This is a genomic window from Clostridium weizhouense, from assembly GCF_019431045.1.
GTDB lineage: Bacteria > Bacillota > Clostridia > Clostridiales > Clostridiaceae > Clostridium > Clostridium weizhouense.
Genome location: NZ_JAHXPT010000014.1, coordinates 25,105 through 39,705, shown reverse-complemented (window position 1 = coordinate 39,705; position 14,601 = coordinate 25,105). Strand labels below are relative to the sequence as shown.

The window sequence follows — 14,601 nt, the reverse complement described above, 5'->3', positions numbered from 1 at the left end:
AAGGCACATCTTTGAACCATTATTTTCTTTGATGTGCCTAAAATACTTTGGAGGTGATTGAAATTTTTGATTTTAAAAACCAATTAAAGATTTTACCAGAAAAGCCAGGGGTATATTTAATGAAAAATGAACTTGGTGAAGTTATATATGTTGGTAAAGCTAAAATATTAAAAAATAGAATTAGACAATACTTTCAAAACTCTAAAAATCATTCAGAGAAAGTTAAAACAATGGTAAAAAATATTTCGGAATTTGAATATATAGTTACAGATTCTGAAATGGAAGCTTTAATTTTAGAATGTAATTTAATAAAGAAATATAGTCCTAAATATAATATACTTTTAAAAGATGATAAATTTTATCCTTTTATAAAAGTAACTGTAAATGAAGACTTTCCAAAGATTTTTATTACAAGGAAATATGCTAAGGATGGAAATAAATATTTTGGACCATATACTAACGTTTCATCAGTATATGAAACAATGAACTTAATAAAAAAAATATTTCCAATAAGGACATGCAAAAAAGCTATAACTGATGGGGGAGTACCAACAAGACCATGTTTAAATTATCATATTAAAAAATGTAATGCACCTTGTGCAGGATATGTTTCTATTGATGAATATAGAAATATGATAAATGAAGTTATGGATGTTTTAAGTGGAAAAGATAAAACTATTGTTAGTAAGTTAAAAAAAGAAATGGATGAATTTTCATCTCAATTAGAATTTGAAAAAGCAGCTTCATTAAGAGATAAGATAATTGCTATAGATAATATAATTGAAAAGCAAAAGATTTTTAAATCTCAAGAAGGTGATGAAGATTTTATCAATTTGTATAAAGATGATAAAGATTGTTGTGTTCAAGTATTCTTTTTAAGAGATGGAAAAGTAACTGGAAGAGAACATTTTATAATTGAAAATAGTACATATCAAGAAGATTCAAGTATTTTATCACAATTTATTATTTCATTTTATAAAGGAACATCTAAGGTACCTAAAAATATCTATATTCCTCAAACTGATGATACTGAAATTTTAGAAGAGTTTTTGACAATAAAAAGAGGATCTAAAGTTTGGGTTAAAGTTCCTGTAAAAGGAAGTAAAAAAGAAATGCTTGAATTAGTAAAAAGTAATGCTAAAGTTACATTAGAACAATTTAAAGAAAAAATTTTAAAAGACGAAAAAAATAATAGACTGTGTTTAGAAGAAATACAACAATTACTAGCTTTAGATGATATACCAATGCGCATAGAGGCATATGATATTTCTAACATACAAGGTGTAGATTCTGTAGGCTCTATGATAGTATTTGAGCAAGGTAAAGCTAAAAATAGTGATTATAGAAGATTTGGCATAAAATCAGTAAAAAATGGAAATGAATATGATAGTATGAGGGAAATATTAGAAAGAAGATTCCTTCGTGGATTAGAGGAGATAAAACAAATTCAAGATAGAAATCTACAATTTTCTAATGGAAAATTCTCTAATTTCCCAGATTTAATTATGATGGATGGAGGAAAAGGTCAAATTAACGTAGCTAAAGAGATTTTAAATAAATTAAGTATAGAGATACCAGTATGTGGTCTAGTTAAAGATAACCATCATTCAACAAGAGGAATAATATATAATAACGAAGAGATTATTATAAATAGAAGTTCTAATCTTATGCAATTGATAAGAAGAATACAAGATGAAGTACATAGGTTTGCAATAACATATCATAGAACACTAAGAGATAAAAAAACGCTACATTCTGTATTAGAAGATATACCGTATATTGGAGAAAAAAGAAGAAGATCGTTGCTTATGAAATTTGGAAGTATTGATAATATAAAAAAAGCTACATTAGAGGAACTTTTAGAAACTGAATCTATAGATAATAAGTCTGCAAATAGCATTTTATCTTATTTTAAAAAAAATGAACAGAATAAATAAATTATGCTATAATAATACGGAAATAATAATTAATTGTTTTAGAAGATGAAATAATTATACTATCTTTAATAAAATTAATATCAGTATTTGAGGAGTTTTAGAATGGATCAAAATGAAAAATATAAGGGTTTGTTTAGCACTTTATACAAAGAGACACAGATACAACAGAATGCCAAAATGAGTGAACATACACATTTTAAAGTTGGGGGACCAGTAGATATACTTTTAACTCCAAATACTAAAGAACAAATAGTAGAAGCTATTAAAATATGTAAGTCTAACAATATTCCTTTTTACGTTATAGGAAATGGATCTAATATTTTAGTAAAAGATTCAGGAATTAGAGGCGTTGTTATAAAGTTATGTGATCTTAATAATATAGAAAGAAACAATAATATAATAAAAGCAGAGTGTGGTGCGTTGCTTAAAGATGTTTCAAATCAAGCATTAAATGCATCATTAACAGGATTTGAATTTGCATGTGGAATTCCAGGTAGTGTAGGTGGTGCTGTATTTATGAATGCAGGCGCTTATGATGGTGAAATATCTTTTGTTATTAAAGAAGCAGAAGTTATTAATGATGAGGGTAAAATTATTACTTTATCTAAAGATGAATTAGAATTGGGTTATAGAACTTCTATAGTTATGAAAAAAGGTTATGTTGTTTTAAGTGCAACATTTGATCTTAAAGATGGAGAAAAAGAAAAAGTTGAAAGTAGAGTTTCAGATTTAACTCAAAGAAGAGAAGAGAGACAGCCTTTAGAGTATCCATCAGCTGGAAGCACATTTAAAAGACCAGAAGGACATTTTGCAGGAAAATTAATTGAAGATGCTGGATTAAAAGGATTTACTATTGGCGGAGCTGCTGTTTCTGATAAACATTCAGGTTTTGTAATAAATAAATCAAATGCAACAGCTAAAGATATTTTAGCAGTTATAAAGCATGTTCAAGAAGAAGTTAAAATACAATTTAATGTGGATTTATATCCTGAAGTAAGGATAATAGGTGAAGATTAAAACTACTTTTTATATCAATGTAAAAACTCAAAAGAATTAAACTTTTGGGTTTTTATTTTTCAAATTAAAATATATGGTTTGAAGCTAAAATATAATACTGATATGTTATAATTTTAAAGTGAAGTCATTTAGAAATTTAATAAGAATTTTAGATAAAAGGCAGTGTTTTAATAAACATAAATTAAATAAGGAGGGTTTGTAATGAGATTTGTTATAGTTACAGGATTATCAGGTGCAGGTAAAACAGAAGCAACAAGAAGTTTAGAAGATTTAGGATATTTTTGTGTGGATAATCTTCCACCAAAATTAATTAATAAATTTGCAGAGTTATGTTCTCAAAGTGATGGAAAGATTGAAAAAGTAGCTTTAGTTATTGATATTAGAGGAGGAGTTTTCTTTGATGATTTATTTGAGACATTAAATTATTTAAAAGAGAATGAATTTAAATACGAAATATTATTTTTAGATTCATCAGATGAAGTTCTTATAAAAAGATTTAAAGAGTCTAGAAGAAGTCATCCATTATCTCCTGATGGAAGAGTTTTAAATGGAATTATTCAGGAAAGAAGTAAATTAAGAGAACTTAAAAATAGAGCTGATATAATAATAGATACATCTAAATATGCAATAAGAGATTTAAGAGAAAAAATCAATGAAAATTATGGTGAACATATTGAAATTGAAAAGCAATTATCAATTACTGTATTAAGTTTTGGGTTTAAATATGGAATACCAGTAGACTCGGATTTAGTTTTTGATGTTAGATTTATTCCTAATCCATTTTACATTCCAGAGCTTAAACAATATTCAGGAAATGATAAGTCTGTAAAAGATTATGTTTTAAAGCAAGAAGAGACTATTACTTTTATAGATAAACTACAAGATATGCTTAGATATTTAATTCCGAATTATATTAAAGAAGGAAAAAGACAACTTATAATATCAATAGGATGTACTGGTGGAAGACATCGTTCTGTAGCCATTGCTAATGAAGTTTATACTAGGTTAAATAATGAAAACTATAAAGCTAAAATTGAGCATAGAGATGTTGGTGAAGATCTTCATAGAGGAGAAAAGAAACTATGAAGCTTAAGCATTGGATAAAACCAGGTATAAAAGTTAAAAGATGGCTTGCATTTGGTATATTTGGAATATTATTAATAGCTTTCGGTTTTACAGAATTAGTAACTCATAGAGTATATGATTTATATTATAAAATATTTTATATATTTCTAAATATTACAGGTTTATTTGTATTATATATTGCAATTACAGAAAGTATGAAATCAATAATTGCATTGGTAAATAGAGGGTATATAAAGGTATCTTTTGATAGCAAAAAGATAGAAAGTTTTATAGAAGAAAAAAGATTGCTTATAAAAGGACCTAAAATTGTAGTAATTGGTGGAGGAACAGGGCTTTCTACTATGCTTAGAGGATTAAAATTTTATACTTCTAATATAACAGCAATTGTAACAGTTGCTGATGATGGTGGAGGTTCTGGAGACTTAAGAGAAGATTTAGGGATGTTACCACCTGGAGATATAAGAAACTGTATTTTAGCATTAGCAGATACAGAACCTATTATGGAGAATTTATTACAATATAGATTTAAAGATGGTAGATTAAAAAATCAAAGTTTTGGTAATTTATTTTTAGCAGCTATGGATGGAATATCAGATAATTTTGAAGAAGCAGTACAAAAAATGAGTTCTGTATTAGCAGTTACTGGAAAAGTTGTACCTGTAACTTTAGATAATATGGAATTAGAGGCTACTTTAGAAAATGGGAGCATTATTAAGGGTGAATCTCAAATTCCGGAAGAAGCAATAAAACAAAACTCTAAAATTGCAAATTTCAGAATAATACCAGAAGATGCAAAAGCTTTAAAAGAAGCAATACAGGCTATCCGTGAAGCAGATGCTATAGTTATGGGGCCAGGAAGTCTTTATACTAGTATAACACCCAACTTATTAGTAAAAGATATATCAAAAGAAGTAAGAAAAAGTGATGCACTTAAAATGTATATTTCAAATATAATGACTCAACCTGGTGAAACAACAGGGTTTAATGTTTCTGATCATTTAAAAGTTTTAACAAAATATGGTGGTAAGGATATAGTAAACTATGTTATTGCAAATATAGGAAAAATCCCTGATAAATTAAAAGAAAAATATCAATTAGAAGGCGCTGAACTAGTAAAATTAGATGAAGAAAATATTAATAGTTTAGGCGTAAAAATTGTTGGATATAATTTAGTAAAAATAAAAGAAGGTTTCATAAAACATGATGCTGATAAATTAGCAAAGGTTTTAGTTGAAACAATTATGGAAAAGAAACTTTTATATGACAAGAAGAAGATAATAGAATATATGTATTTATCTCAACGTATAAGTGAGAGAGTTAGAGAAGAAAAAAATAGAATGGAAACAAAAATTTAAAAACTGTGCTGTTTCAAATTAAATGAATATTATTGATATTGTAGCAAATAAATATATTTTTGAAACAGCACCAAAATAAATTTATAGATAAGGGGAAATAAGATGTCATTTTCATCTAAAGTTAAAGGCGAGATATGTAGATATTCAGATATGACCAAAGAAGAAGCATTAGCAGAATTATCCGCCATAATGAAGGTAAGTGGAACAATAGCTTTTAGTGGAAGTGGATTGAGCTTTAAGATGACCACAGAAAATCCATCAAGTGCAAGACTTATATTTACTCTTTTAAAAGAACATTTTGATATTCACTCAAAATTGATGGTTAAAAAAAGTAACTCTTTAAAGAAAAATAATATTTACATGGTAGTAATATCAGCAGATATGGGCGTCAAAGATTTATTACATGAAACAGGTATATTAACAGAAATTGATGGAGTTATGAATCTTGATTATAGAATTAATCAAGATATGGTTAAAACTGAAGAAGAGAAAAGAGCTTATATAAGAGGGGCTTTTATTGGTGGTGGAAGTATAAGCAATCCTGAAAGAACGTATCATTTAGAATTTGTAACTCATAGTGAAGAGTACGCACTTGATTTAAAAGATCTTATAAATACTTTTAAGCTGAATTCTAAAGTTATTCAAAGAAAAAGTAGTTTCATAATATATATTAAGGAAGGTGAACAAATTGTAGACTTACTTAATATAATAGGAGCTCATTCATCATTATTAGAGCTAGAAAATATAAGAATAATGAAGGAAATGAGAAATAATGTAAATAGACTTGTTAACTGTGAAACTGCTAATTTATCAAAAACAGTTAATGCGGCAGTAAGGCAAGTTGAAAGCATAAGATTAATACAGAATAAAATAGGACTTCAAAGATTACCTAAAAATCTTAGAGAAGTTGCAGAATTAAGACTTAATTATCCTGAAGAATCTTTAAAAGAATTAGGGGAGATGTTAGATCCTCCAGTTGGAAAGTCGGGAATAAATCATAGATTAAGAAAAATAGAAAAAATAGCTGAGGAACTAAGAACAGGGAACTAGAAAGTACTTTTAATAAAAGATTATATTTTAAATAAATGTTACTATTTTTGTATAAAGCTTATGGACAGGGAATTTCCTTTAAGAACTCTAAAATAAATATTAGTCCAATTAATGCATGTTCCAAATCAAAGATTGTGACAGGCAGTTAATTGTACAAATCTTTATTAAGGGTTCTAAAAAGGAAATTCTAATTCCAATTCGCCCTTATACAAAAATAGTAACAGTATACTAAAAATATAATCTAATTTGAAGATAGGGAGATGGGATTATGTTTACACACATAGTATTTTTTAAACTTAAGGAACCCACAAAGGAGAATATAAAATTTGTAGAACAAGCTTTATTAAGCATGAATGGTAACATAGAGGAATTAAAAGAACTAGAAGTGGGAATAGATGTAATAAGAAGTGAGAGAAGTTTTGATATTGGAATTATAACAAGGTTTGATTCAAAGGAAGATTGTCTTGCATATGATGTAAATGAATTTCATGTAGAGAAGGTTAAGAAAGTTATAGCGCCATATTTAGAGTGCAGTAAATCACTAGATTTTTAATAAGTGAATGTTAATATTGTAGTATAAAGCTCATGAACAGGGAAATTTTCTTTAAGAACTCTAAAATAAATATTAGTCCAATTAATGCATGCTCTCAATCCAAGATTGTACGCTGTGAAAGTTCGAAGAACCAAATATAAAATTTGGATTCTTACTTTTGACAAGCAATTAATTGTACAAATCTTCATTAAGAGTTCTAAAAAGAAAATTTCAATGCCAGTTCGCCCTTATACTACAATATCAACACTATTTTTAAAAGTTTTAGAAGTAGTATATAAGCTATAATCACATATTATTAACACATATGTTAGAGGTGATAAGGCACATTCAAAAAAATAACAAATTAATATGCTAGTCTATTTTGTGTCATTTTACGTTAGAATAATGACCTAATAGCTCGCTATTAAACCATTATGCTTCCTTGCCTGACGCAAAATATACATCGCATTTTGGACTTGTTATTTTCTTTAATGTGCCTAAAAATTCTGTGGATAATTTATAAAATTATGTTTTTAATTTTAGGGTTAGAGAATTTTTAAATTTATAATGTACAATTTAGGATAAAATCACAAATTGATTTGTAAACAATATATATTAAAGAAAGCCTATGGCTTTCAACCACAATTGTCCATTGTCAAATGTCAACTGTTCATTGAAACGTGGCATAGCCACTTTATTTAATTAAATTGGGGGGTGAGACACTTTGAATAAAAAAGAATTTTGCCATCTTCATCTTCATACTGAATATAGTTTGCTAGATGGCTCTGGTAAGGTAGAAAAAATTATTAAAAAAGCAAAAGAACTTGGCATGAAAAGTATAGCTATTACTGATCATGGAGTTTTATATGGATTAGTTGATTTTTATAAAGCAGCTGTAGAAAATGATATAAAACCAATACTGGGATGTGAGATTTATGTTGCGGCTAAATCAATGAAAATAAAACAACCGGATAAAGATAATTCTACACATCATTTGGTTTTATTAGTTAAAAATGAAACAGGATATGAAAATTTAATGAAAATTGTCTCAGCAGCATCTATAGAAGGATTTTATTATAAACCAAGAGTTGATCATGAGTATTTGAGAGAACATAGTGAGGGATTAATTGCTTTAAGTGCTTGTCTTGGAGGAGAGGTACAACATTATGAACTTATAGGAAACTATGATAAAGCTAAAGAGGTTGCATTATTATATAAAGATATTTTTAAGGAAGATTTTTATTTAGAAATACAAAATCATGGAATGGATGAACAAAGAAAAGTAAATGAACTGAATATAAAGATGTCACAAGAAACTGGAATTCCATTAGTTGCAACAAATGATGTTCATTACATAAAAAAAGAGGATTCAAAATCTCATGATATATTAATGTGTATTCAAACAGGAAAAACTGTAGATGATACTAATAGAAGAAGATACCCATCAGATCAGTTTTATTTAAAGTCTCCTGAGGAAATGTGGGATATGTTCTCGTACATACCAGAAGCGTTAGAAAATACTATAAAGATTGCAGATGAGTGCAATTATGAGTATGAATTTCATAAATCTAAGTTGCCTAAATTCCCATTAGAAGAAGGCCAAGATCCATATGAATATCTTAGAGACACGTGTTATATAGGATTGATTGATAGATATGAGGAATTTAAAGAGTTCAGAGAAAAATCTTTAGATTATGATAAACTTAATAATTTAAAAGAATCAAATGAAAATGTGAAAAATTATATAGATAGATTAGAATACGAATTACAAATTATAAAGCAAATGGGATATGTTGATTATTTCTTAATAGTTTGGGATTTTATTAGGTTTTCAAATGAAAAAGGAATACCAACAGGCCCAGGAAGAGGATCGGCAGCAGGTTCAATAGTTGCATATACTTTAGGAATTACAAAGATAGACCCAATAAATTATAGTTTGCTGTTTGAAAGATTTTTAAATCCTGAAAGAGTCTCTATGCCCGATATTGATAGCGATTTTTGCTATGAAAGAAGACAAGAAGTAATTGATTATGTAGTAGAAAAGTATGGAGCAGACAATGTATCTCAAATAATAACATTTGGAACAATGGCAGCTAGAGCTTGCATAAGAGATGTTGGTAGAGCGATGAATTACACTTATAGCGAAGTTGATAAAATTTCTAAAATGATACCAACAGTTTTAGGTATTACAATAGAAAAGGCTTTAGAGCTTAATCCAGAGCTTAAAGCAATCTATGATACTGATGATAGGGTAAAAGTATTAATAGACATGTCAAAGGATCTAGAAGGACTTCCAAGGCATTCTTCAACTCATGCAGCAGGAGTTGTTATTTCATCTAATCCATTGGTTGAATATGTGCCACTTCAAAAAAATGATGAAATGATAGTAACACAATTTGTAATGGGAGAGTTAGAAGAACTTGGATTGCTTAAAATGGACTTCTTAGGTCTTAGAACATTAACTGTTATGAATGAAGCTATAAAGATAATTAAAGAAAATAGAGGCGTAGATATAGACTTAGATAAAATAAATTTTGCTGATAAAGAAGTCTATAAGATGATCGGTGAAGGTAAGACAGCAGGAGTATTTCAATTAGAATCTCCAGGAATGGTATCGTTCATGAAGGATTTAAAGCCAGATTCATTAGAAGATATAATTGCAGGAATATCTTTATATAGACCAGGTCCAATGGCTGAAATACCTAAATATATAGATGGAAAAAGAAATCCTGAAAAAGTTACTTATATTACAAAAGAACTAGAGCCAATATTAAAAGTAACTTATGGTTGTTTAGTTTATCAAGAACAAGTTATGCAAACAGTTAGAGATTTAGCAGGATATTCTATGGGTAGAAGTGATTTAGTTAGAAGAGCTATGTCAAAGAAAAAACATAAAGTTATGGAAGAGGAAAGAAAAAATTTCATTTATGGAATTGTTGAAAATGATGAAGTAGTAGTACCAGGTTGCGTAAGAAATGGAATAAGTGAAGAAGCTGCAAATAAAATATTTGATTCAATGATGGATTTTGCATCTTATGCATTTAACAAATCACATGCAGCAGCATATGCAGTTGTTGGATATCAAACAGCTTATTTAATGAGATATTATCCAGTAGAAATGATTGCAGCAATGCTTAATTCATTTATGGGAACTAGTGAAAAAGTTGTATATTATATTTCTAAGGCAGAAGAATTAGGAATACAAGTACTTCCGCCTGATATAAATGAGAGTTTTTCAAAGTTTACTGTTAAAGATAATACTATAAGATTTGGGTTAGCAGCTATAAAAAATGTAGGTGTAAACTTAATAAATAGTGTTGTTAATACAAGAGAAGCTAAAGGAAAGTTTGAGTCATTAGTAGATTTTATAAATAAAATTGATTTATCAGCAATAAATAAACGTGCAACAGAAAGTTTAATAAAAGCAGGTGCATTTGATAGTTTCAAAATTTATAGATCAAAGCTTTTAGCAGTATATGAAAAAGTGATGGATAATGTTTCAAATGATAGAAAGAGAAATATTGATGGACAAATAAGTCTTTTTGGATCAGATGATTTAAAACAACCAGAGATACAATATCCTAATATAAATGAATTTGACAAAAGAAGTCTTTTAACGATGGAAAAAGAAATGACAGGATTGTATATATCAGGTCATCCATTAGATGATTATGCTCAAAGTCTTAAAATGCAAACATCAAATGAAATTGGAAAAATATTCTCAACTCATGAAAGCTTAGATTCACCAATTGAACTAGATATGAATGAAGATATTTTAATAAATAATGAAGTCGGAATAAAAGATAATGATAGAGTTATTTTAGGTGGAATACTTACACAAGTGGATAAAAAAGTAACTAGAAATAATACAATTATGGCATTTTTAAAGTTGGAGGATTTGTCAGGAACAATAGAAGTAATAGTATTTCCTAAAACATTAGATAGAGTTAGAAATTTATGTATAGAAGATAGCTTAGTTATAATTAAGGGAAGAATAAGTTTAAAAGCTGAAGAATTGCCCAAACTAATATGTGAAAGTATAGAACCTTTAGAAAAAGTAAATAGTTCTAAAATATATCTAAAGGTAGATAATACAATCAAAGCTAGGGAACTTAACAATAATTTAAAAAATTTAATTAATGACTGTAAAGGAGATACACCAATCTATATTTTTGCAGCAGAACAAAGACAACAATTTAGAGTTCCTAGAGATAGATGGGTATCATTGGAAAGTGAGGTGATGAATAGGTTAAGGAATTATTTGGGAGATGAAAATGTAAAAATAGTTGAATTATAATTTGAAAATTTAAGATTTTCATATAATCTTTACAAGAATACCTATTACTATATATTAATTAAGTAAATGAAAAATATTACAATAATTAAAATTATAAAAATATAAGAACTTTATATGATTTTTAAGTTAGTTGGTTATAATATATATTGTGCATTATTTAATATCTATTTAAACCATACAAATTTATTATGTAATAAATTTAAATTATAAAAATATAGATATTAACTAGAAAATTGTCTAAAACCCTTAGAAAGATTTTATGAATTTTCATGATATTGATAGAGGAATATCAAAACTTATCTAAATATGATTGATAAATATCAAATTTTTATGTACAATTATTATTGGTTAATGAGATGTGGATAAATTTTGCACAAGTAGGACTTTTGGTGTCCTAGTTGTTGTTTGAGGAGGAATATATTATGAAAAAAATAGCTGTCTTAACAAGTGGTGGAGATGCACCAGGAATGAACGCTGCTATTAGAGCGGTTGTAAGAACTGCAATTGCTAATGGTCTTGAAGTTATGGGAGTTCAAAGAGGATATAGTGGACTACTTAATGGTGAACTATTTGCAATGGACAAAACTTCAGTATCAGATATAATTCAAAGAGGTGGAACAATACTAAGAACAGCCAGATGTCCGGAATTCAAGGAAGAAGAAGTTAGAAAAAGAGCTGCTAAAATATTAAATGCTTATGGTGTAGATGCTTTAGTAGTTATTGGTGGAGACGGATCTTTCATGGGTGCAAAGTTATTATCAAAGCTTGGAATTAAAACAATTGGTTTACCAGGAACTATTGATAATGATTTAGCTTATACTGATTTTACAATAGGATTTGATACTGCATTAAATACTGTTGTAGATGCAATAAACAAAATTAGAGATACTTCAACTTCACATGAAAGAGTTTCAATAATAGAAGTTATGGGAAGAGATTGTGGAGATTTAGCTCTTCATGCAGGTTTATCATGTGGTGCAGAAAGTATCATAGTTCCAGAAATGGGAGACTTTGATAAAGATGCTCTTTGCAGAACAATATTAGAAGGAAAAAACAATGGAAAAATGCATAGCATAGTAATTCTTGCAGAAGGAATTGGTGGAGCTTTTGAATTAGCAAAATATGTTGAAGAATTAACAGGAATAGAAACAAGAGCAACTATTTTAGGACATATTCAAAGAGGTGGAGCACCATCAGCATCAGATAGAGTTTTAGCTTCAAGATTAGGATCAAGAGCTATAGAAGTACTTTTAGAAGGAGAAACTTCAAAAGTTATAGGAATTAAAGATAATAAGATTATAGATCAAGATATAGATGAAGCTTTAGCTATTGAAAGCAAATTTGATGAAAAATTATATGAAGTAGCTGACATATTATCACGTTAATAAATTTTTTATTTATATAAATTTTTTATGAATCAATTAAAACAAAGAGGAGTGTTAAGTGCATGAGAAAGACTAAAATGATCTGTACTATTGGACCAGCAAGTGAAGACAAAGAAATATTAGAAAAAGTAATGTTAGCAGGTATGAATGCTTCAAGACATAATTTTTCACATGGAGATCACGAAGAACATAGAGGAAGAATAGAAAAAGTTAAGGAATTATCAAAGAAACTTAACAAAGAAATCGCTATTATTCTTGATACAAAAGGACCAGAAATCAGAACAGGAAAATTCGAACCAAACAAAGTTGAATTAGTTAAAGGTTCAGAATTTACAGTATATGCAGGAGACATGTCAGTAGTTGGAGACACTACAAAATGTGCAGTTACTTACGAAGGATTAGCTAATGATGTTAAGCCAGGAAACACAATCTTAATAGATGATGGTTTAGTAGGATTAACTGTTAAATCAGTAGAAGGAAACGCAGTTAAATGTGAAGTTCAAAACACTGGATTAGTTGGAACTCATAAAGGAGTTAACGTACCAGGAGTTTCAATTCAATTACCAGCTTTAACTGAAAAAGATACAGCAGACCTAATCTTCGGATGTAAAATGGGTGTTACTATGATAGCAGCTTCATTCGTAAGAAAAGCAGCAGACGTAAAAGCTATAAGAAAAGTTCTTGATGAAAATGGTGGAGAAAATATCTTAATCTGCCCTAAAATCGAAAATCAAGAAGGTGTTGATAACATAGATTCAATCTTAGAAATCTCAGATGCTATAATGGTAGCTAGAGGAGACCTAGGTGTTGAAATTCCAATAGAACAAGTACCTGCAGTTCAAAAAATGATTATTCAAAAATGTAATGCTGCTGGAAAACCAGTTGTTACAGCAACTCAAATGTTAGACTCAATGATAAGAAACCCAAGACCAACTAGAGCAGAAGTTTCAGACGTAGCTAATGCAATCTTAGATGGTACTGATGCAATAATGTTATCAGGAGAAAGTGCTAACGGAACTTACCCAGTAGAAGCAGTAAGCACTATGGCTAAAATTGCTGAAGAAACTGAAAAGCAATTAACTCATAAAGTTGCAGTTTCAACTGCTAAATCTCACATACCTGCAATGTCAGGAGTTATTTCAAGAGCAGCTTGTAATGCAGCTAACGAATTAGATGCAGCTGCTATAATATCATCAACTCAAAGTGGTGCAACTGCTAAGAGAATTTCTCAATGCAGACCAGAATGTCCAATTATAGCTGTTACTCCAAGCGAAGTAGTAGCTAAACAATTAGCATTCTCATGGGGAGTATACCCAATAGTAGCTGAAAAAATGGCATCAACAGATGAAATGATGGTAAAATCAGTTGAAATAGCTAAAGAACATAAATACGTTGAAAATGGTGATACAGTAGTTATCGCTGCTGGAGTTCCAGTTGATAAAGTTGGAACAACTAACTTATTAAAAGTAAGCGTAGTAGGCGAATAATATAGTACTTAATAAAAACTCTCGATTTAATCGAGAGTTTTTTTATTCTTTAAAAATTATATTTTTAAATTTACCATAGACAAGGGACAATTGACAATGTAGGATGAAATTACTGTGTGATTTCTAAAATATATAATTTTAAGAAAGCCAAAGGCTTTTAATCTTAATTGTCAATTATCAACTGTCAATTGTCAATTGAAATATGGCATAGACACGTTCTCCTTTATTGGAATTTATATATTTTCTATAATATAATGAAAAAATGTCATATTATTATAAAATTGATAATCAATTTTATAAATTATTTATAAATAATTCACAAAATAAATATCTTATGTTAAGATAGAATGTATATTATTTATTGTAATGAGCAATAATTAACATAAGGAATTAATTGGCAACTGATTCTGTATTTGCACCCAAATGGGTGCTTTTTTTATTTTTAAGCAAAAATT

The 14,601-nt window shown here is 28.4% G+C and carries 9 protein-coding genes; all 9 read left to right on the top strand.

All coding sequences use genetic code 11. The features are described 5' to 3' along the window. Positions 1-62 precede the first annotated feature (62 nt). The 9 genes from uvrC to pyk all read left to right on the top strand — a co-directional run bounded on the left by uvrC (position 63) and on the right by pyk (position 14,146). Positions 63-1,937 carry an excinuclease ABC subunit UvrC gene (gene uvrC, locus KYD98_RS15175; RefSeq protein ID WP_219780952.1) on the top strand — a complete coding sequence of 625 codons (1,875 nt, stop codon included), beginning with the start codon at positions 63-65 and terminating at the stop codon, positions 1,935-1,937. A gap of 102 nt (positions 1,938-2,039) precedes the next feature. After that, positions 2,040-2,954, top strand: a complete 915-nt coding sequence (gene murB / locus KYD98_RS15170) for a UDP-N-acetylmuramate dehydrogenase (RefSeq protein WP_219780897.1) — start codon at positions 2,040-2,042, stop codon at positions 2,952-2,954. A 201-nt stretch (positions 2,955-3,155) separates the two neighbouring features. Further along, complete coding sequence (rapZ, locus tag KYD98_RS15165; protein ID WP_219780896.1) at positions 3,156-4,040, top strand: RNase adapter RapZ; 885 nt, start codon at positions 3,156-3,158, stop codon at positions 4,038-4,040. Continuing rightward, on the top strand, positions 4,037-5,395 hold the full coding sequence (gene mgfK / locus KYD98_RS15160; protein ID WP_219780895.1) for a gluconeogenesis morphogenetic factor MgfK: 1,359 nt from the start codon (positions 4,037-4,039) through the stop codon (positions 5,393-5,395). The genes rapZ and mgfK overlap by 4 nt, the downstream gene beginning before the upstream one ends. Before the next feature lie 102 nt (positions 5,396-5,497). After that, positions 5,498-6,445, top strand: a complete 948-nt coding sequence (gene whiA / locus KYD98_RS15155) for a DNA-binding protein WhiA (RefSeq protein ID WP_219780894.1) — start codon at positions 5,498-5,500, stop codon at positions 6,443-6,445. Between the two features lie 268 nt (positions 6,446-6,713). Continuing rightward, positions 6,714-6,998 (top strand): Dabb family protein, encoded by a 285-nt coding sequence (locus tag KYD98_RS15150; RefSeq protein WP_219780893.1) that lies wholly within the window; start codon positions 6,714-6,716, stop codon positions 6,996-6,998. A gap of 703 nt (positions 6,999-7,701) precedes the next feature. After that, entirely contained in the window at positions 7,702-11,274 is a 3,573-nt protein-coding gene (locus KYD98_RS15145) for a DNA polymerase III subunit alpha (RefSeq protein WP_219780892.1), read from the top strand. Between the two features lie 422 nt (positions 11,275-11,696). Beyond that, positions 11,697-12,659 (top strand): 6-phosphofructokinase, encoded by a 963-nt coding sequence (pfkA, locus tag KYD98_RS15140; RefSeq protein WP_219780891.1) that lies wholly within the window; start codon positions 11,697-11,699, stop codon positions 12,657-12,659. Positions 12,660-12,721: 62 nt separating this feature from the next. After that, positions 12,722-14,146: a pyruvate kinase gene (gene pyk, locus KYD98_RS15135; RefSeq protein ID WP_219780890.1), complete on the top strand. Its 1,425-nt coding sequence runs from the start codon at positions 12,722-12,724 to the stop codon at positions 14,144-14,146. Positions 14,147-14,601: the final 455 nt, after the last annotated feature.

Coding starts and splice junctions, on each gene's coding strand:
- mgfK (WP_219780895.1), top strand. CDS start 4,037: ATGAAGCTTAAGCATTGGATAAAACCAGGTATAAAAGTTAAAAGATGG.
- rapZ (WP_219780896.1), top strand. CDS start 3,156: ATGAGATTTGTTATAGTTACAGGATTATCAGGTGCAGGTAAAACAGAA.
- whiA (WP_219780894.1), top strand. CDS start 5,498: ATGTCATTTTCATCTAAAGTTAAAGGCGAGATATGTAGATATTCAGAT.
- murB (WP_219780897.1), top strand. CDS start 2,040: ATGGATCAAAATGAAAAATATAAGGGTTTGTTTAGCACTTTATACAAA.
- KYD98_RS15150 (WP_219780893.1), top strand. CDS start 6,714: ATGTTTACACACATAGTATTTTTTAAACTTAAGGAACCCACAAAGGAG.
- pfkA (WP_219780891.1), top strand. CDS start 11,697: ATGAAAAAAATAGCTGTCTTAACAAGTGGTGGAGATGCACCAGGAATG.
- pyk (WP_219780890.1), top strand. CDS start 12,722: ATGAGAAAGACTAAAATGATCTGTACTATTGGACCAGCAAGTGAAGAC.